Origin of the sequence: Gillisia sp. Hel1_33_143, from assembly GCF_900104765.1 — a bacterium.
Lineage (GTDB): Bacteria > Bacteroidota > Bacteroidia > Flavobacteriales > Flavobacteriaceae > Gillisia.
The window spans coordinates 2,883,677-2,903,879 of sequence record NZ_LT629737.1 but is presented as its reverse complement, the minus strand read 5'-3'; the positions used below and the strand labels follow the sequence as shown (position 1 = coordinate 2,903,879).

General features: G+C 31.9%; 22 protein-coding genes. 2 read left to right on the top strand and 20 right to left on the bottom strand.

Annotation, left to right across the window (positions count from 1 at the left end; translation table 11 throughout):
• Nucleotides 1-187: 187 nt before the first annotated feature.
• The 14 genes from BLT84_RS13500 to BLT84_RS13445 form a co-directional block, all read right to left on the bottom strand.
• Complete coding sequence (locus tag BLT84_RS13500; protein WP_091266706.1) at nt 188-913, bottom strand: hypothetical protein; 726 nt, start codon at nt 911-913, stop codon at nt 188-190.
• A gap of 653 nt (nt 914-1,566) precedes the next feature.
• Nucleotides 1,567-2,415, bottom strand: a complete 849-nt coding sequence (locus tag BLT84_RS13495) for an IS3 family transposase (protein WP_034890509.1) — start codon at nt 2,413-2,415, stop codon at nt 1,567-1,569.
• A gap of 2 nt (nt 2,416-2,417) precedes the next feature.
• On the bottom strand, nt 2,418-2,789 hold the full coding sequence (locus BLT84_RS13490; protein WP_034890511.1) for a transposase: 372 nt from the start codon (nt 2,787-2,789) through the stop codon (nt 2,418-2,420).
• 1,088 nt (nt 2,790-3,877) lie between these two features.
• Nucleotides 3,878-4,030 (bottom strand): hypothetical protein, encoded by a 153-nt coding sequence (locus tag BLT84_RS16115; RefSeq protein ID WP_157717941.1) that lies wholly within the window; start codon nt 4,028-4,030, stop codon nt 3,878-3,880.
• A 23-nt stretch (nt 4,031-4,053) separates the two neighbouring features.
• Nucleotides 4,054-4,212 carry a hypothetical protein gene (locus tag BLT84_RS16110; RefSeq protein ID WP_157717940.1) on the bottom strand — a complete coding sequence of 53 codons (159 nt, stop codon included), beginning with the start codon at nt 4,210-4,212 and terminating at the stop codon, nt 4,054-4,056.
• A 415-nt stretch (nt 4,213-4,627) separates the two neighbouring features.
• Nucleotides 4,628-5,002: a hypothetical protein gene (locus BLT84_RS13485; RefSeq protein WP_091266705.1), complete on the bottom strand. Its 375-nt coding sequence runs from the start codon at nt 5,000-5,002 to the stop codon at nt 4,628-4,630.
• Nucleotides 5,003-5,218: 216 nt separating this feature from the next.
• The gene (locus BLT84_RS13480) at nt 5,219-5,809 is read right to left on the bottom strand and encodes a carboxypeptidase-like regulatory domain-containing protein (RefSeq protein WP_157717939.1); all 591 of its coding nucleotides are present in this window, start codon (nt 5,807-5,809) and stop codon (nt 5,219-5,221) included.
• A 131-nt stretch (nt 5,810-5,940) separates the two neighbouring features.
• Nucleotides 5,941-6,942 carry a TlpA disulfide reductase family protein gene (locus tag BLT84_RS13475; RefSeq protein WP_091266699.1) on the bottom strand — a complete coding sequence of 334 codons (1,002 nt, stop codon included), beginning with the start codon at nt 6,940-6,942 and terminating at the stop codon, nt 5,941-5,943.
• A 57-nt stretch (nt 6,943-6,999) separates the two neighbouring features.
• Nucleotides 7,000-7,866: an IS3 family transposase gene (locus tag BLT84_RS13470; protein ID WP_091266697.1), complete on the bottom strand. Its 867-nt coding sequence runs from the start codon at nt 7,864-7,866 to the stop codon at nt 7,000-7,002.
• A complete protein-coding gene (locus BLT84_RS13465) occupies nt 7,863-8,252 on the bottom strand; it encodes an IS630 transposase-related protein (protein ID WP_034886817.1) in 390 nt (129 codons plus the stop codon). The genes BLT84_RS13470 and BLT84_RS13465 overlap by 4 nt, the downstream gene beginning before the upstream one ends.
• A gap of 471 nt (nt 8,253-8,723) precedes the next feature.
• On the bottom strand, nt 8,724-9,131 hold the full coding sequence (locus BLT84_RS13460; RefSeq protein WP_091266695.1) for a hypothetical protein: 408 nt from the start codon (nt 9,129-9,131) through the stop codon (nt 8,724-8,726).
• Nucleotides 9,132-9,280: 149 nt separating this feature from the next.
• On the bottom strand, nt 9,281-9,898 hold the full coding sequence (locus BLT84_RS13455; RefSeq protein WP_091266692.1) for a hypothetical protein: 618 nt from the start codon (nt 9,896-9,898) through the stop codon (nt 9,281-9,283).
• Between the two features lie 281 nt (nt 9,899-10,179).
• A complete protein-coding gene (locus BLT84_RS13450) occupies nt 10,180-10,764 on the bottom strand; it encodes a hypothetical protein (protein WP_157717938.1) in 585 nt (194 codons plus the stop codon).
• Between the two features lie 297 nt (nt 10,765-11,061).
• Nucleotides 11,062-11,811, bottom strand: a complete 750-nt coding sequence (locus BLT84_RS13445; protein WP_172822457.1) for a hypothetical protein — start codon at nt 11,809-11,811, stop codon at nt 11,062-11,064.
• Between the two features lie 341 nt (nt 11,812-12,152).
• Between BLT84_RS13445 and BLT84_RS13440 the strand changes: the two genes are divergently transcribed.
• Nucleotides 12,153-13,229 carry an IS110 family transposase gene (locus BLT84_RS13440; RefSeq protein WP_091266674.1) on the top strand — a complete coding sequence of 359 codons (1,077 nt, stop codon included), beginning with the start codon at nt 12,153-12,155 and terminating at the stop codon, nt 13,227-13,229.
• A gap of 130 nt (nt 13,230-13,359) precedes the next feature.
• Here BLT84_RS13440 and BLT84_RS13435 read toward each other — a convergent pair whose 3' ends face one another.
• From BLT84_RS13435 to BLT84_RS13420, 4 genes are read right to left on the bottom strand one after another with little or no spacing between them, the layout of a single operon-like run.
• Nucleotides 13,360-14,493, bottom strand: coding sequence for a DNA cytosine methyltransferase (locus tag BLT84_RS13435; protein ID WP_091266685.1), 1,134 nt, complete (start codon nt 14,491-14,493; stop codon nt 13,360-13,362).
• Nucleotides 14,463-15,899 carry a protein NO VEIN domain-containing protein gene (locus tag BLT84_RS13430; protein WP_091266682.1) on the bottom strand — a complete coding sequence of 479 codons (1,437 nt, stop codon included), beginning with the start codon at nt 15,897-15,899 and terminating at the stop codon, nt 14,463-14,465. Before BLT84_RS13430 ends, BLT84_RS13435 begins: the two co-directional genes overlap by 31 nt.
• Nucleotides 15,896-16,933, bottom strand: coding sequence for a DNA cytosine methyltransferase (locus BLT84_RS13425; protein WP_091266680.1), 1,038 nt, complete (start codon nt 16,931-16,933; stop codon nt 15,896-15,898). The genes BLT84_RS13430 and BLT84_RS13425 overlap by 4 nt, the downstream gene beginning before the upstream one ends.
• Nucleotides 16,926-17,258, bottom strand: a complete 333-nt coding sequence (locus BLT84_RS13420) for a helix-turn-helix domain-containing protein (protein ID WP_091266677.1) — start codon at nt 17,256-17,258, stop codon at nt 16,926-16,928. Before BLT84_RS13420 ends, BLT84_RS13425 begins: the two co-directional genes overlap by 8 nt.
• Nucleotides 17,259-17,721: 463 nt before the next feature.
• Here BLT84_RS13420 and BLT84_RS13415 point away from each other — a divergent pair, with 463 nt between their 5' ends.
• Nucleotides 17,722-18,798, top strand: coding sequence for an IS110 family transposase (locus BLT84_RS13415; RefSeq protein WP_091266674.1), 1,077 nt, complete (start codon nt 17,722-17,724; stop codon nt 18,796-18,798).
• Nucleotides 18,799-18,968: 170 nt separating this feature from the next.
• On the opposite strand, the gene BLT84_RS13410 is transcribed toward BLT84_RS13415, so the two are convergent.
• Both BLT84_RS13410 and BLT84_RS13405 read right to left on the bottom strand, forming a co-directional pair.
• A complete protein-coding gene (locus BLT84_RS13410) occupies nt 18,969-19,388 on the bottom strand; it encodes a hypothetical protein (protein ID WP_157717937.1) in 420 nt (139 codons plus the stop codon).
• Nucleotides 19,378-19,791, bottom strand: coding sequence for a hypothetical protein (locus tag BLT84_RS13405; RefSeq protein ID WP_091266668.1), 414 nt, complete (start codon nt 19,789-19,791; stop codon nt 19,378-19,380). The genes BLT84_RS13410 and BLT84_RS13405 overlap by 11 nt, the downstream gene beginning before the upstream one ends.
• Between the last annotated feature and the right edge of the window lie 412 nt (nt 19,792-20,203).

Genomic DNA, 20,203 nt, shown 5'->3' with positions numbered 1-20,203 from the left:
CAATTTAATGACGATTGAAAATGGATTTTGTTGCAAATTGTGCCCAACGGTCTTGGTTAAGGCAAGTAGCGTGGAGTAGGGACACGTTCTTGTCGGCGTTGTTGTTTTTTACTTGGTCTCTAAAATAACACTTTTCACCAGAATGCCTGCTATTTGCGCTTAACCGATGTTGTACACAGTGCCATTCTCAATGATATTTAATTTTGTATTCGTAATTATTATCAGAATTGAACTTGTAATCTAATTCTGCTTTATCGATTTTCTTCTGTAATTTGATATAATCGAAAGTCATAATTGTATCTCTTGCAGTTCCAATTGTTTGATAAGTGTATTTATGTTTTGAGTAAACATATTTCTCAACATAAGGATCTTTTGCTTGACTATTATAATTTACGCGTTTTATCAATCGGTTCTTTTTATCAAAATAAGAAGTATCAATTAAAACTAAAGCTTTTTCATAATCTAGCTTTTTAACTGGAAAAAATTCCCAAGAGCTCGTTTTAGAAATCCGCTTTTTGTTGTCCATTTTCACTTCTCGAATAAATCGGATTAACGAGTCAGTTTCGTATTTTGTTTGTTTCTCAATTTTTGTTATAGGATTAAATTCGTAAGTAGAAAATGAGCGAACTACGCAAGTATCTTTTGCTACAAAATCCTCACAGTTATATTCGTAAATTCTTTGTCCGTCATCGTAATTTATAATTCGGTTTTTGCTTCTAAACGTTTCTGAAATAGCATCATATCCGCCATATTTTACGTCCTTAATCAGATTGCCTGATTTGTCAAATTCAGTTTTGCTGATTTTAATTAAACTATCATTTTCTTTTTTGAATTCAGTTATTGTTTTGATTTTCTGACCAAAACTTACTGTGCTAAACAGTAAAATTATTATGTAGGCGATTTTTTTTTGCATTGTGTACAACGGTCTTGGTTAAGCCAAGTGGCGTGGAGAAGGGACACGTTTTTGTCGGCTTAGTTGGTTGTTTCTTGGTCACTAAAATATTACTTTTTGTTGAAATACCCGCTATTTGGGCTTAACCGATGTTGTGGCTAGTAGCTTTTATCCGAGTAAGAATTTTTTTATCAATATTGTCATTTTAAACCTCATTGATTTTGTCACTTTTCACGTCTGAGTGATGTCAGTGATTTAAATTTAAAATCATTCAATTGTTTGCAGCTAACAATCCTGAGTAAAAGTCGGAATAAGAACTCAAATCTTCGGTTCGAGTAAAAGTCAGCGACTTGTATTTAAATCATTTTTATTCTTTAAATCTCATTTTCATTTCACTTTTTCACTCCCGAGTAAATTCAGCGATTTAAATTTAAAATCATTCAATTGTTTGTAGCTAACAATCCGGAGTAAAAGTCAGAATAAGAACTCAAATCTTTTAGGTTTGAATAAAAATCAACGAACTCGATTTTAATCATTTTTCAATCTTTTAAATTTAGCGCAACAGTTGCGAAAAACTGGTTCTTATCAGTTCTTTATCTATTATGTTCTTTACTGAATTTTGTTTTTTTGGGCTATGTCTTGTCCTGAAATATGGCTACAGGTTAAAATTGATTTTACGCTGTTAATTTATATACCATATTTGGAGTTTGATAGTCTAAAGATAAATGTAATCTAATTGCATTATATAATTTAATGGCACTTTTTGCTGCTCTTTTCGCGTGTTCCTTGTTTGTGAAGACCTGATCGAGATAGAATTCATCTTTCAGGATCCCATTTACGCGTTCTGCCATTGCATTTTCGTAACAGTGATTTTCTTCAGTCATACTGATAGCTATCTTTTTTCTTTTAAGGATTTGAGTATACACATTGCTGCAATATTGTATCCCTCTGTCTGAATGGTGTATGAGCCCTTTGATGTCTTTGGCTTGGTAAATCGCTTTATTAAGTGCTCTCACGCATCCTTTAAGTTCTAGGCTATCACTAAGGTCATAACCCACAATCTTTCTGGAATGCATATCTGTAATGAGTGCTAGGTAACAAAATCCTTTTAGAGTTCTGATATACGTAATGTCCGATACCCAAACTTGATTAGATCGGTTTACTTTTAGATCTTTTATAATGTTATTGTACTTATAAAACCTGTGATACGAATTGGTTGTTCTGGCACTGTACTTTTTTCTTAATGTCAACATTTTATGTTCTCTAAGAACATTGAACAGGGTGTCTCTACCCACTTTCAGGTGTTGTTTTTCAAAATCCTGTCCTAGGGATTTCATAAGCTTTCTCACGCCTTCTCTAGGAAGGGATTTACGTCGTCTTTTAACGATGGTAATTATATGTTGTTCAACCTTTTTTCGCTTATCAGCTCTGCATTTATACTTATAATAAGCATCTCGCTTTAGTTCAAAACAATCACATATTTTGGTTAACGAAGCAAATCCCTTAGCTTTTTCCTTTGCTATGATTAAGGCTTGATATTTAGTTTTTTTTTAAGTTCCAAGACACTTTTGTAGCCTAGTTTTTGAGCAGCTACTTCCAAGTATGCATCATCGACAAGTTGATCCATATCCTTTTTAAGGAGTAGTTTTTTAAGCTGTTCAATCTCTTTTTGGAGTGCTTTGATCCGTGTTATTTCATCCTTTGTTTCTATCATAACCCTTGTGTTCATTAGGTCTTTACGTTCATACTTTCTGATCCATTCATTGATGGTGGAAGGAGCAATCCCATAGAGTTTGCCTAGTTCATACTTTGTGTATTTCCCAGTACTAAGTTCTGATAAAATTTTTAATTTGAATGGTTCACTGTAACGTCTGGTTACTCTGTCATTTTTATACATAACTGTTTAGAATTATGTAGCCTTTATTCAGGACGAGTCACTATTAGCCACAACGGTCTCGGCTATCGCAAGTTGCGGGAGTTAGGACGCGGAGTTGTCGGATTAATTGTTTTCTTTCCTGATTACTAAAATTAAACTTTTTCTGCAATACCCGTTATTTGCGATGAGCCGTTGTTGGCAACTGTATTTATTGTTCTTCATATTCTTTGATGTTCTTACTTATACGGTTATAATTTTTAAGAAAATCAAATGAAATTAATATAATAAATAGGAGAAAAGGGATTTTTAAATATCCCCAATATTCAAAATCATCTATAATTGCGTGTGTTAAACTTGCAATCAATATGATTACAAGTGAGGCAACAATGAACCAATTCTTTTTATGATCATTGATTTCATTAATTGTAGTTCTCAATTGAATATTTAAATTTTCATTATTAGAAGATTTTTTTTCTTCTTTTTTTAGTGTTTTTAAATGTTTTAAAAGTTTTGATTCATAGAAATATTTTGGTCCATGTAGTAAATAAGTTATAGCAAAGATTATAACTACTGCTGAGTTATCCCATTCTAGTTTATCGCCTAAAATATCAAATGGTAAAAGTGATTTTATAATGATGATAATTACTAATAAAATGAAAGCAGCAGTGAAATATTTAAGTATTTAGACATATCTTAATCGATTATCGATTGATTTCTTTCTTTCTCCAAGGAATGATTTGAAAGATTCAATTATTGCAATTCTATTTTGCATTTCTCTTAAATTGGATTTTTCCTGTTATTGACCATATTAATCCTGCACCACATAAAATTCCGGCTAGTAAATGATAATTTTTATGGTTAAAATAATTCATTATAACTATACCAAGAGTTAGTAATAATATACCTAAAATTCGAGTTTTGTTCATAATTGTGTCTGTATAAATATTGTTGCCAACGGTCTTGGTTAAGGCAAGTAGCGTGGAGTAGGGACGCGTCCTTGTCGGCTTAGTTGTTTTTTACTTGGTGTCTAAAATAATACTTTTCACCAGAATGCCCGCTATTTGCGCTTAACCGATGTTACCTGCAGGCCTATTTAAAATCTTGTTTATTTATTCAGTTTTCTCTATCTGGGAAGAATTATTATATCCACTTTTAAATCCTTTTTCAAAGTCATCCCAATCATAAATTATCACGAATAATAACATGGCAAATACGCCAATCATAAAAAATTTAAAATCTCTAGTAGTAATCTTTAAGTTCATATTATTTAATTTTTGATTGTTATTTAATATTTTGATTTTTCATAGTCAATTTTACCGTCCGCAGTGGCTTCTTTGAATGCTTTGACATTATCTTCCCAATCATAAATAGTTACGAAGATAAAGGCAGTAATTACACCGATTACAATGAATTTAATATCTCTACTTGTAATATTGATTTTCATTTGCTCGGTATTATATGTTTCAAGTTACTTTTATTAATTTTTAATCTTTTCAACACTATTTTCAAATATTCCTCTGATAAAGATTTGTTATCAGAATGCTCCAATCGCTCAATTAGAGGTTTTTTCGTATTCATTTTTGTCAGATACGTTCTTAGCTGAATTTCACATCGGCTTGCAGGTAACGGTCTCGGTTAACACAAGTTGCGGGAGTAGGGATGCGAACTTGTCGGTTTAGGTTTTAATTGTTTGTTAATTTAATTATTTTCTTTGAATGCTACCCGTTATTTGTGATAACCGTTGTTGTGAACTGTGGCGACAACTTTAATTGCTTTGAAGTACTTCTTTTATCTTTACTTGTGTAAAATTTCTGTATAGATGATTTTTACACATTAATGTTTCAATTGTTTGAAAAGTTTTACTCATTATAATTTGAATTGATTTCGATAAATTTTGAGACCATTCTCTTTGACTTTTCAATTAATTCTGGAAGTTCTTCAGTTGTACCAGATATCTCAAATTTTAAGTTTTTCATATTGGGTTTAGAATTTCTTTTTTTAGATGGGTTTTCATATTCAAAAGCTAATTTTATAATTTGATTTTTATCATTTTCTTTGAATATATCATTAATTGTTGTCCAATCATAAGTTGCTAATTCTTCGATATTGGAAGTTTTCAACTGAAACTCAGTTACTGCACTAGTCGTAGCAATAACATTTTTTTCTAGGTTTTGACTGAAAATGCTCAACGTAAGTATTGAGAAGATTCCAAATAGTAGATTTTTTAATTTCATTTTGTAAAATTTATAGTTTATTGAATATAATATTAATTTTTAAGTTGTTGAGTTCGCTGGAGACATTGTTTACAACGGTCTCGGTTAACACAAGTTGCGGGAGTAGGGATGCGGACTTGTCGGTTTAATTATTTTCTTACTTAGGATACTAAATTACACATTTTCGATAAAACCCGTTATTTGTGATAACCGTTGTTATGCACCGTATGATTGGATCTATAACCCGGAAACATCATCCCTAATTTCCTCACGCCATTTTTTACCGAATTTCGCGTCAAGATATTCAAATACAGTTTTATTGTATTCAATTAAACTTCTCTCAGATATAGCTTCACATCCATATTCGATAAAATTAACTTGGTATTTTTTACAGAATTTTTTATCACCATTGTAAATAACAGGTGCAATTCCTCCAGAGAGTAAAATATTTATTTCACCTTGTTCTATATCTTCTAAAGCTTTTTGTCTGTTTAATCCGAATCTTGTTTTGAGTACAACGAAAAGGTCGATTATGTTATCTTTATTTAAGTCTATGATTGTATCATAATTTTCATATCCTAGCGCACTTATTTCTATTTTTTCTTTTAAATCCTCTTTATTATTTAAGTATTTATATTCAAATTTTCCATTTTCATTGGTCATTGAATATTTGTATTTCGAAGTATAATTTATATATGCGTTTTCTAATGGTTTTCCATCAACTTCAGAAAAAATAATTCCTTTTATAGTAATCGTGTTTGATTTATCATTTTGTGAAAATCCGAAACTCGAAATGAATAATGTTAGAAGTAAAATCGTTGTTTTCATATGGTGCATAACGGTCTCGGTTAACACAAGTTGCGGGAGTAGGGACGAGGACTTGTCGGTTTAAGTACTTTCTTACTTAGGATACTAAAATACACTTTTTCGACTAAACCCGTTATTTGTGATAACCGTTGTTAGTGGCTGGCAAAATATTGTTCTAACTTCTTTCTCAATTCTTTTCCTCTCAATTTATTGTCTATTACATTTCCATTTTGGTCAATTAGAAAACTGTCAGGAATTGAAGATACACCATATAATTTAGCAGCTTTATTTGGTTTCTGAAGGTCGCTTACATTAGTCCATTTCAAGTTATCCATATTAATAGCATTGATCCAACTTTCTTTATCTTGATCTATTGACACAGAATATATTTCAAAACCTTTTGATTTGTATTCATTGTAAATTTCCACTAAATCAGGATTACTTTCTCTGCATGGCAAACACCAAGATGCCCAGAATTCTAACAATATTACCTTTCCTTTCAGGTCTGATAATTTCTTGATTTCTCCATTGGGATTTTCCATGGAAATATCAACGAATTGCTCACCTATCTCTGGAGTTTTCGCGGTTTTCAAATAATCTGAAATTCTTTGGCCTAGTTGAGAATTCTTATTATTGTCAGGGAAAGTTTTAAATAATCTTTTCGTCTCTTTGGCACCCCAAGTATTTAAATTATTGGTTAGTAAAAAAGTACTTATGATACTTTTTGGGTGCTGTTCAATAAATTTTTTCTCTATTTCCTTAAGTTTCTTTCTTTTATTAAAATCTACATTTTTATAAAGTTCAGTTATCAAATTGTTTGATTCGGAACCTGTGATTTTCGCATTCGCAAAATTTGAATCAGTAGCGGTAAATGTCATCGTTTTATCTTCAATCCATATATCCTTACTTTGGGACCTATCTCTCGTGTGAAGGATTACCCAATATGGATATTCCGGTAGCTTTTGAGTAAATTGAAATTCTCCATTTTCTATTACAGCAGAATCCAATGTTTTATTGTTGACCAAATCATGCATAAACAACTTGCTTCCATTTTCTATCTGATATGTTTTACCTATTAGTTTAAAGCTCTCCTTTTTTTGTTCTGAACATGAAATATTTGTCAGTATTAAAAGAATTAGTAGTTTTTTTATCATAATTTCGGTGTATTATACTGAAATAGGTTGACCATTTTTGATTCAATTTCCGACAGTTTAAATGGTTAATAATTCTAAATTTTGTTTGTTCCTTTTGTAGGAATGATAGTCTACATTTCGATTCAAATGAACAAAGTTAGGGGTGTTCAATTTGAGGCTAAAATGAGGTCTTTTGTTGTTGTAAATCTCAACAGCTCGTTTGACCATCTTCTTCGCTAAGTTAGTATTTTTTATAGTTCGTTTTAAATCATATTCATATTTAAGGGTTCTGTTGACTCTCTCAGCCACGGCATTCTCGTATGGATCGTATTTCTCGGTCATGCTCATTTGTATTCCATGTTCCTCAGTAAAGCTGGTGTATTGGGGATTGCAATACTGAATTCCACGATCTGAATGATGAATGAGTTTATGATTCTTGTATTTTCTATTTTTAATGGCCATTCTAAGCGCATCGATGCAAAGTGATGTCTTCATATGGCTTGCTAATTTATAACCCATAATTTGCTTAGAATAGGCGTCTGTGACTAATGCCAGGTAACTGTGTCCGTTCTGTGTTTTGATATAAGTGATATCGCTTACCCAAAGTTGTTCCGGCCTGGTGGGCACTTTGTCTTTTATCAGGTTTTTGTATTTAAAGAATCTGTGTTTTGAATCAGTTGTGATATGGAACCGCTTTAATTTAGGAACGAGCAGGTTATTCATTCTCATTACTCGATAGAATTTATCTCTTCCTATTTTAATACCGAGTCGGTTCATGTCAGCCTTTAATTCCTGATAAAGTTTAATTCCACCGGTACGCAGTCCATACTGACTCCGATACTCTTTGATGAGTCGAATAATTAGCTGTTGCTCTGTTTGCCTGTTCTGATGAGATTTTAAGCGCTTATAAAAAGCTTGTTTGGAAACCCCAAAACATTGGATCAACCATTTTCTTTTAAACGGTTTTGCTTCTTTTTTTCGATCTCGTCTGCTAATGTTTTGGGCAATGACTTTTTTGACATATCGACTCCGGTAATGAGTTCCATGTCAGCAATAATGTCTTGTTGGAAGTCTTTTACAAACTCTAATTCCTCTATTTTTTCTTTGAGTTTCTTGATCTCATCTTTCTTGCTCATCCCTTGTTTCTTTTGTTCTAAAGTACTGTATTTTTTCAACCAGTAATAGATGGAAGCTCTGGAAACCTGATATTTATCGGAAGCATGATTGATAGAGATTTGTGCATTTTGGATCTGATCAATAATAACTAGCTTAAGATCATACCCTACTTTTTTGTAGGAAGTTTTTCGACAGTGTTCATTTTGTTCTTTCATTAGGTATAGTGCTAAAAGGTTTAATTTTTAGTCAACCTATTTCAGGAAAGTACATCTTATAAACTTGCCGCTAACGGTCTCGGTTAACACAAGTTGAGGGAGTAGGGACGCGAACTTGTCGGTTTAAGTATATTCTTACTTAGGATACTAAATTACACTTTTTCGATAATACCCGTTATTTGTGATAACCGTTGTTGGCTAACGTTTTTATTGTTGTCTTATACTGGATCATTAAAATGAAACTTGCAATCATTATACTTATGTGTGGAGTGAATGATGGCCAAGCTCCATCTAGAAACTTCAGAAGTATATAAATTGCTAATATGTTTAATCCAAGTATTAACACGGATAATATTATTTGAAAGATTTGATGCTTTTTGATGATTAAATAGCAAGAATAAATTATCTCTAAAGCTGAAATAATTATTGGAATATAAATGAAAATTATAGATTCTAATTTCATTATTCTATTTATTTGATCCTTTTTAAATTTTTAAATGCTGAAAATTCGTAACCATTTATAGGAATCAATTTTCTATCTTTCAATTTATATTTAAAGATTCCTTCTTGTTTTACCCAGGCCTTTTTATTCTTAGATTCATTAAATTTTGAAATTGATAATTTTAATGTATCATTTTTAATTTCCCAGGTTCCTTTTAATTCTGTGTACCGGATTTCATGATATTTGTAAAATTGAACACGATGGAAATCTTGATTTTTTAATAAGGTTAAACTATCTAGATCAAGATAGTTCCAGGTTTTTTCACTTAAAAACTTTCTTTTTACCTTCTCTTTTTTGAATTTATAGACTTCCTGAACCTCTTGCGCAGTTAAATTAAGACCTACAAAGCAAAAAAATAGAAGTAGAATTTTTCTCATAAAAATGTTTGCCAACGGTCTCGGTTAACACAAGTTGCGGGAGTAGGGATGCGCACTTGTCGGTTTAGGTTTTAATTGTTGGTTAATTTAATTATTTTCTTTGAAATGCTACCCGTTATTTGTGATAACCGTTGTTGGCATTATGTTGTTTACTCCATTAACGTTCTATCGATAAAAGAAAACATTTCTTGATTTGCTTCAATATAAGATTTGTTCAACATATTTTTTGCAGTTCTATATCCACCGGTGTTTGGTCTTGATGCAATTTTTCCAAACTGTTCTGTTATTTTATTCTTATTCCCATTCTTATAATTGTAAATCATTACTGAATAACCTGTTATTGCATTCCATTTTCCTTCTGGAAATACTCCCCAAGCGAATGAACCTCCAATATTTCCAATTCCGATTTTTACATCTGCACCAAAAGCAGCTTGGAAAGCTGAAATGGCAATTTTAATAGTTATTTTGTTTGGCTCTGGGTTTTGATAAAATTTATCGCTTTCTAAAACATTGAAATTTGCATCAGGATATGTGTCTTTAATCAAATCGATTAAATTCCTTACTACCTCTTCACTTGAACATTCTATTTTACTATTATCTGTCATTGTTCTGGAGTCAAATAGAACTAAGTCAATTTCTTGATTTTGTAAAAAATTTTTTCTCGGAGTTGGGATTTGTTCTTTTTGACACCAAACATATAATTTCTGAGAATAAATGTTAGAAGTAAAAATGGACATTAGAAATATTAATCCAACTATTTTTTTCATTTTTTAAAATTTAATGTTAGAATCTCGTTGTAAACAATTAATGCCAACGGTCTCGGTTAACACAAGTTGCGGGAGTAGGGACGCGAACTTGTCGGTTTAAGTATTTTCTTACTTAGGATACTAAATTACACTTTTTCGACAATACCCGTTATTTGTGATAACCGTTGTTACATTGCGTTGCGAAAACTTAATCTTATAATACAGCGATTTCTAATATAAGTTCAAAATAGAAAGTATTAAAGTTCTTTACTTAAATAGCAATAAATTTTAAATTTATTTAATTATTTTGTTTGATTTTGAGTTTCTATTGAGAAGTCAATTGGATTATATTCAAATGTTCCAATAGAACCTGGGCAGCAACTAGGATCATCCTCCGACCATGCCGAGTATTTACCCACTAGACTTTTACCAAGCCCTTTATAATTAATTATAATTTTATATACACCATAGATTCTTTTTTCTGCTAAAGATCCTTTAATTTCATTCTCGATGGTTTTTGTAATATTTTTGTTTGTAAGTAAGTTATCTTCGTTTGAATAAATGAGCATCGCAAAGTCTGAAGCTGTACCATTACCCCCAACACAATTTTTTGCGGGAAAATAAAAAAGCGCATCTTTAATGCCATCACTATTAAAATCTGTTTCAATTCTTTCAATGTTTCCTAAACCAAAATAATATTCGGGATTCTCTTCTTGCCATTTCAGCCAATTATTGTCTTCTCTACATGGTTTTCCAACTTCACCGTTTAAATAAAGTTCTTTTTTCCATTTATCTAATTCGTTTTCAAATGTAGATTGTTTTTGCTGTGCGTTGCAACTGAAGAGTGATAGTCCAATAAATATTATTGGTAATAAACTTTTTTTCATAAAATACTTGTAATTAATAATTATCTGATTAAATTCAATAATATTTAAGATTAGAAATGTTCTCAAAATTATTAGAATTGTTAATTGTATTGCAAATTTAATTTTTTTGTTAAAAAATACAAATCTAAAGATTTACTTCACATTATTGAGCTATGCAATGTAACGGTCTCGGTTATCGCAAGTTGGCGGAGTAGGGAACTCGGCATTGTCGGCTTAGACCTGGTTTGTTGGTTAATTTAATTATTTTCTTACTAATGTTACCGCTTATTTGCGATTAACCGATGTTAGCTGCTGTATTCACCTGTGAACAGAATTTTTATAGTATTCTGCAAGATTATTTGAATCGGTTATTTCGAATTCGTAGTTTTCTTCAAAATGGTTTAAGCACTTTAAAATTGTAAAATAAGAGTACGATATAATTTCAGCAAACTCAGTATATGTTGAATCTTTGTCAGGATCTACCGTTTGCTCTTCTTCAAAGGTCAAATTAGAATAATGAACATAATCTGAATACTTTCTCCAAATGAAATATGCTCTCCTCAATTGATGAAGATGTTCTTCTTCGTCCTTTAACTCACGGATAATATTTCCTGTTGCTTTATACGTTTTAAATTTAAAGTTATCCTTATCGGAAAAATGATGTTGTCTTTTAGGAGAATCAATCATTTTTTGTTTGACTTCCTCCATCTGATCGTAGGTTGGATAAAACGGATAGTCACCATTTAATTTTTCCTCATTTAATTGAGCTAGGTCCATTAATTTCTTGAAATTTTTATTTAATGCATCTGCGTTTAGTTTTGTCACCATTTCATACTTATCCTCTTCATTTGATATAAAAACGATTTGGATGAAATCATCTATTAGACATCTATACAATATATATTTTGACGTTAGTTCTCTGCTTCTATCAGTTTCAAATAATATTGAAAAATCATTATTAATTGTATGCTGTCTAATAATCATTCCTAGAAAGAAACTATTATATTCATCATTTAAATCAATCTCTAATTTTTCAATCTTTTTGAGATTTTCATCTGCAAATGTCACAATTCGATTATGAAGTCGAACTAAGTGGGTTTTAGTGAAATCAGGCATTTTAATTTTATGTTTTAAATTGGATTTTCAGGAATATTGCAGCTAACGGTCTTGGTTCGTATGTTAGATTAGAGATTGTAATTTAGTTAAAAATAGGAATTAATAATTAAACTCAATAGAAGGGATAGCGAGGTCTTGGTAGATACATTATATACAATGATATCGTGCGTTAGAAATTGCACCCTTCTATTAACTTCTCTAAGAACTTGAACAGTACCTAGATCCTATAACAGAGATCGTATCAAAAGCGAGCAAAAGTGATGGAGAATAGAGTTTAAAAGATCAACATTATTATGAAGAATGAAATTTTGAAACTCTCTTTAGGAGTAGATATCTCAAAAGAGACTTTGGCTGTTTGTTTGTGCCGTCTAACGGCTAGACTTGCAAAGGAGTTTGAAGATCCATTTGAGGTTAGTAATAATTTACCAGGTTTTAAAAAGTTGGTAAAGTGGTTACTTAAAAATGCCAGTTCTCCAGAAGATATATTTATCGTTATGGAATCGACAGGTATTTATCATGAAGCTTTAGTATACCATCTCTATATGGAAGGATTTCCTGTAAGTGTTATGCAATCAGGACGTGTAAAGCGCTATGCTCAAAGTTTGGATCAACGTTCCAAGACCGATGCCTTAGATAGCCGGATGCTTGCCATGCTTGGCTGTGAAAGAGAGTTGGCATTATGGAGCCCACCAGATCCAATATTACGTCAATTAAAAGGGCTGAGTCGGGAACGATCTTTTTTACTAAAGGAAAAGCAGATTGAGCGAAATAGACTTCATGCCTTAGAACACTCCGTTTATAAAAGCAAGCGGGAGCTAAAGCGCTATGGACAGCGATTAAAATTGATTGAAAAGCAGTTGATAGAAATAGAAAAGGAGATGGAAATTCTAGTTAAGAATGATCCACAGATGCATCAAAGAATTAAGCATTTGGAAAGTATCCCCGGGATCTCTTTTAAATCTGCAGCGACCGTAGTAGGTGAAACTTTGGGTTTCACCGGTTTTACTAATGCTAAACAATTGACCAGCTATGCAGGATTTGATGTGGTCTTGAAAGAATCTGGTGCTTATAAGGGAAAGACGAGAATCAGTAAGAAAGGGAATAAACATATTCGCAGTGCACTATATATGCCAGCGATGAGTGCCATACAATGGAATCCAACCTTGAGAAAATTTTACGAACGAGTCCAACCCACTAAAGTCAAACCAATGATAGCCTTAGTAGCAGTAGAGCGAAAGCTATTGGTATTAATGTATAGTTTATGGAAAAATAAAATAGATTACGATCCAGAACATGAGCAAAAAAAGACAGCAAGAACCGAAGTCCTTGCTGCACAGGATAGAAGCAATTTAGCATTGACAACTTCCTAAAATTTTTATCAAAAATACTTGTTTTCTAACACAGTACCTAACGCAAGTGGCGTGGAGTAGGGACACGTTCTTGTCGGCTTAGTTATTTTTTACTTGGCGACTAAAATATCACTTCTCACCCGATTGCTCGCTATTTGCGATAACCGATGTTACCTGTAGTGCTTTCCTCAATCTTGATAGGTTTGGCAGAGCGATACTCTTTTAAAGTTTGGGCGGTGCGCTGGCTGAGCGACTTTAAATGTGTATTGCTCTCAGCATTGGCTTTTTCCGCACAATCTTTAGAAATCAAATCAAATAATGAATTGGAAATATGCCACATTAATACTGGTGGAACTGCATTACCAATTGCTCTATATTGTCTATTGTCAGATACAGTATTGAGTACAAAATTACTTGGAAATGATTGAATATCAGACGCCTCTCTTGGTGTAAATCTTCTATACTTGCCTTTTATTTTTAGAACTGGGTCTGTGCTATTCAGGCTAACTTTAGATAAGTGAGAACTGATTGTATTGCAAGGTTGCTCTACATCTTGGTCACGCCCTTTATTCATTTTTTCACGAACTCTCATCATTCCTTCGACTGCCCTTTCACTAAAAAACCATTTATCCTCGTTATTAGCTTTCTTGTCAATAACGGTTTTAAGCTTTACTTTATCATCTTTTGTCGTTGGCTTTGGAAATTTAAAGTAAGCGAAATCTTGATAATTTTTAAAGCCAATTATAAAAACACGCTGTCTTTTTTGTGGAATTCCATAGTCGGATGCATCGAACAATTGATGCTTTACATAATAACCTGCATTTTCAAATTCTTTAATAATCATTGGAAATGCCTTCTTTTTATTTGCAGAAAGAAGGCCTTTGACATTTTCGGCTACAAAAAATCTCGGTTGCTTTTCTTTTAAGACATTTACCATTTCAAAAAATAGCTTTCCTCTCACATCTTTGTATCCAAGTCTCGGCGGATTTTGTGCACTTATTGAAAAAGATTGACAGGGAAATCCACCCAATAGTATATCGTGTTCTGGAAGCTCATCCGCTTTCAAGTCTCTAACATCTTTCGTTTCACATTTATGTTTGAAATTGCTATTATATATTCTTGTAGCGTAAGGGTCATTATCTACAGCATATACAATTTCAAATGGAAGTGCTTTGTAGTTTTCATTAAGAAATTCAAAATTTCCTTGAATACCTAAATCCATTCCTCCACAACCACTAAAAAGTGAAACTGCTTTTAATTTTGTATTTCCAGTAATTTCTGCCATTGTCCTGCGTTTTGAGAAAATTCAACAACTAAATGTTTGTCGATTTTCAGATTACCTTGTTCAAATTGTCTAATTGGATTTTGAATAACGAAAACATTTTTGCCATCGTCATTGGCAACTAAATAGTAAATGAAATAGTTGTCTCCAATTGTATCAGCTGTGTCTAACTCATTTGGTGTAAGTTTGAACCTATTGTTTTTTATTACCTTTCGAGATTTTGTAGTTTTAACCTCAATATATCTTTTCCTTTTCTCAATTTCAACGCTTTGAATATCATACCCAACTCCAAGCGGTGTTGGAATTTTATTAATTAAATGTTGTCTTTTAGTTTCTTTCGTCCTCAAAAACTCGTGAGCAAGAATTAAGCTTTCCCCATAATCTCCAATGATTTTAGTAGGAACAACTTTATCTCCTTTTAAGCGAGAATAATATTCTTGAATTAGAATCGAAAGACTTTCAGATTCAGAAGATGAAAGCGAAGGCGCAAATTCTGTGATGTTGTCAAAACTATTGACAAACCCAAACCAATCATCTTCCAATTCTGCAATTTTTGAATTGGCGATATTCGTTTTGCCATAAAATTTATCATAACCACTATACCAAACGCGATTATTTAACTGATAATTAATAGCGTCTTTATTTTCGTCGTTTAGGTAGTAATAATAGCCTGTTCCTTTGTCATTAAGTAAATTGGCTAAAACCATATAATCTAAAATATCGCCAGCATATCTGTGAAAATCTCCTTTGGAAGGATATTTTCCTGTCTTTTGATTTTTGAGTTGTTCGTATTTGTGATTATATTTTACTTTTTTACTTCTGTGTTCAATAATCATTTTGGCTACATCCATTGGACTTCTACCATCTCTTGTTACACGTAAATCAAAATAAGCGCATTGAGTTAATTCTTCTGCGGTAAAGCTAAAAGGTTTGCTAATTAGTTTTTCTCCAGCGATTAAAAGTTCTAAAATAAAAGTAGTTGGTTTAAACCTTATTCCAGCATCAATTTGTTTAGCAATCATTCGAGGTTTAATATGACCTCCTGGATATTGAAATGAATATAAAAAATAATTAAAAAATTCATCTAAGTATTGGTTGTTTGAAAGTCTTTTAGCACTCAAACTTGGTCTTGTGTTTCCATTATCTTCTCGCATAAAAGCAAATAATGCAGATATTTCAGTCCTCCAATTATCAATAGTTTTTTCTTTGAGTGTCGCATTCTTTTTGAATTCAGTCAACACTTTATTTAATTCTGCCCGAAACTCTTTTTTAGGTAGAGAGTCAAGTTCTGAAATTGAGTTAGCAACATAGAGTAATACTTCCTCAACATCATTTTTAAAACGTGGTCTTACGTGATGAAGTCTGAAAAAGTATTCATCAGGAATTTGGTATGTATCTACTTTCTTCATAAATACTTTTTGATTGATTTTGCAAGTTCCTCTGCTAACATTGGCGGAACTGCATTACCAACTTGTTTATATTGACTTGTTTTACTACCCAAAAAGATAAAATCATCAGGAAATGATTGTATTCGTGCGCTTTCTCGAACTGTAGGCACGCGGTTAAATTCATAATGAAAATGATGTCTGTGACCGGTATCGATAGTAAAACTTGGTTTTAAACTATTTAATCTTGTCCAAGCTATATTTACTTTTCTTGTATCTTTTAAATGTTCGGGCAAATTTTTATAATTTCCACCGTCTGGAACTAATGAAATTATTTTGACAGTTTTGGGCGTATGATTGGTCAGCTGGTGATTATGCAATGACTTAATACCGTTTCTCATTTTTTGTTGATATTGAGATTTTATCTTTAAAGGATATTTCGAGCCATCTTCCAAATCTAAATCAGGCAAATCAGATATTGCATCTTTGGTATTTACTATTTCGTTAATTATTTGCTCTGGAAATTCATAATCATCATTATTTTTGAATCCGACAAAAAAAGCTCTTCTTCTATTTTGAGGAACTCCATATTCTGAAGCTAAAAGTATTTTTGATTTTATCTTGTAACCGATTTTAGTAAAATCTTCAATGATATTTTCCTTAACTGAACCTTTACCCATTGACATAATGTTTGGGACATTTTCTAAAAGGAAACCAGACGGTTTTAAAATAGCGATAAAATCCAAATAGGATTTGTATAATAAATTTCTTTCGTCATTTATATTTCTGTGTCCAGCTATTGAAAAACCTTGACAAGGTGGGCCACCAATTATGAAGTCAATATCATTTATTTTATATTCCTCAATTAATTCTTTAGCATTTATAACACCTAAATCAGCTTGAATGGCTAATGAGTTTTTATGATTGTATTTAAAGGTCTTTAGGGCGTCTGCCCAATTATCAATGCCATATTTGACCTCGAAACCTGCTTTTTCAAATCCGTATGAAAGTCCGCCACATCCTGAAAAAAGGTCTAAAACTGTACTTTTTTTATTCATTATCAAAATCGAGTTTTCCTTGTTTAATATTGGTGCTTTTTAAATAGTTTACCGTTTCTTCTGCAACAGAAAAAATGGAATCGGAACATTTATATTTAAAAGCCTCTCTTGCAAATTTATCAGCGAAGAATAAGTCTTTGATTTTTTGTATTTCAATATCGAAGAGTTCGGACAAAGAATCGAGTTTAGTCTTACTAAACTTTTGAGAACCATTTTCTATTCGACTAATCGCACTTGAGTTAATTCCAATTTTTTCCCCAAATTCAATTTGAGTCCAATCTCGTTTTTCTCTCTCTACTTTAATGAAATTTCCAAAACCTGCCATTAAATTATAGTTTACAAAAGGGTTGACCTATTTTTAGCAAATGTATAATTTATTTGCGAATTTTACATCAAGTTGATATGTTATTTTTGAGCGTAGAAAAAAACAGCTCTTTTATTTTTTTAGCTTTTGCTGATGCGGTTGAAAAAAATAAATGTGCTGTTTGCTATTCAGCACAATTTTCACTGATAGCACGATTTTTTTTAGCATTACAGGTAACGGTCTTGGTTCGTATGTTAGATTAGAGATTGTAATTTAGTTAAAAATAGGAATTAATAATTAAACTCAATAGAAGGGATAGCGAGGTCTTGGTAGATACATTATATACAATGATATCGTGCGTTAGAAATTGCACCCTTCTATTAACTTCTCTAAGAACTTGAACAGTACCTAGATCCTATAACAGAGATCGTATCAAAAGCGAGCAAAAGTGATGGAGAATAGAGTTTAAAAGATCAACATTATTATGAAGAATGAAATTTTGAAACTCTCTTTAGGAGTAGATATCTCAAAAGAGACTTTGGCTGTTTGTTTGTGCCGTCTAACGGCTAGACTTGCAAAGGAGTTTGAAGATCCATTTGAGGTTAGTAATAATTTACCAGGTTTTAAAAAGTTGGTAAAGTGGTTACTTAAAAATGCCAGTTCTCCAGAAGATATATTTATCGTTATGGAATCGACAGGTATTTATCATGAAGCTTTAGTATACCATCTCTATATGGAAGGATTTCCTGTAAGTGTTATGCAATCAGGACGTGTAAAGCGCTATGCTCAAAGTTTGGATCAACGTTCCAAGACCGATGCCTTAGATAGCCGGATGCTTGCCATGCTTGGCTGTGAAAGAGAGTTGGCATTATGGAGCCCACCAGATCCAATATTACGTCAATTAAAAGGGCTGAGTCGGGAACGATCTTTTTTACTAAAGGAAAAGCAGATTGAGCGAAATAGACTTCATGCCTTAGAACACTCCGTTTATAAAAGCAAGCGGGAGCTAAAGCGCTATGGACAGCGATTAAAATTGATTGAAAAGCAGTTGATAGAAATAGAAAAGGAGATGGAAATTCTAGTTAAGAATGATCCACAGATGCATCAAAGAATTAAGCATTTGGAAAGTATCCCCGGGATCTCTTTTAAATCTGCAGCGACCGTAGTAGGTGAAACTTTGGGTTTCACCGGTTTTACTAATGCTAAACAATTGACCAGCTATGCAGGATTTGATGTGGTCTTGAAAGAATCTGGTGCTTATAAGGGAAAGACGAGAATCAGTAAGAAAGGGAATAAACATATTCGCAGTGCACTATATATGCCAGCGATGAGTGCCATACAATGGAATCCAACCTTGAGAAAATTTTACGAACGAGTCCAACCCACTAAAGTCAAACCAATGATAGCCTTAGTAGCAGTAGAGCGAAAGCTATTGGTATTAATGTATAGTTTATGGAAAAATAAAATAGATTACGATCCAGAACATGAGCAAAAAAAGACAGCAAGAACCGAAGTCCTTGCTGCACAGGATAGAAGCAATTTAGCATTGACAACTTCCTAAAATTTTTATCAAAAATACTTGTTTTCTAACACAGTACCTAAGGCAAGTAGCGTGGTGTAAGGACACATTCTTGTCGGCTTTGTTGTTTTATTACTTGGTCTCTAAAATATTACTTTTTAATCTAATGCCCGCTATTTGCGCTTAACCGATGTTGGCAGCTGGCATTTTGTTCAAATTCTTTTCTTTAACAATTTTAGAATAATTAATTGATATAGTAAATTCGGAATTAAGAATAGAAAAAAAATCGCTCCAAAGAACTTTGAAAATTCTATCAAAGTATTTTCTAAATTATCAATTTCTATTGTCATAAATAATGATAAGATAAAAATTCCGATAATCATAATTCCAATCATTAAACTAGGTTTAAAAAGCAATTTTTTATAATTCTTAATATTTAAGTTTTTATTTAGCTTTAAATAATTTGAGTAAAATAATAACGAAAATACTGGCATTAATCCACCTAATATTAATCCTAAGATTGAATGTCCTTTGTATGATTGATTAATTAAAATAATTCCCACAATTATATTGGTCAGAATTCCAATGGTCATAAGCAAAATACTTTCATTATTTTTTAGTTCAATTTTCAATAGAATTAAATTTAGCAATGTTCTTAGTCAAATCTATAATCAATATTAAAAGACTCATTATAGTCGACTCAATAATAAAGGGAAACCAATAATATTCTTCGTTAATAAATAAACGGTCAAATGTTATTAGGAATATTCCATTTATTGAAAATATTAAAATAATTAACGCTAGGATTCTTTTCCATAATGTTGTCCATTTCCAGTAAAGTATTAAACTGGATAATAATAGAATTAAATTTATTGGAAGAATTAAATTACTCCTTTCAACTGTAGTTAAAATCTCTATTATGTATATAAGTGATCCATTAAGCATTCCCAAAATTATTTGAATTAATGGTATGAAAGCACTTATTATCAATACTCCAGAGGTTATTAGGGCTAATTTTAGTTCTTTTACTTTCATTTCTTGCTTGCTGCCAACGGTCTCGGTTATCGCCAGTTGGCGGAGTAGGGGACGCGGATTTGTCGGCTTAGTATTTTGTTGTTGGTCAAGATAAATATTTTCTTACTAACGGTGCCGCTTATTGGCGATTAACCGTTGTTACCCACTGTGGCTTAAACTAATTTTTAATTTTACTTTTTTGACCGGTTGTTAAAAATCGAGTGTAGAATAACGTCACTATCGAAAACCCAACTATTGAAATAAAACTTATGTTTTTATTAAACATCATTAATATGACAGAAGCGATAACGCAAACAAAACCTATGATGTAGAGTAACTTCAAAAATATTGGTTCGGTCTTAATAAAGTTGTTGCTATTAGTTTTCATTCAGTGCACCTTTATTTTAAATATTCAGTTTGCTATGATATAAAA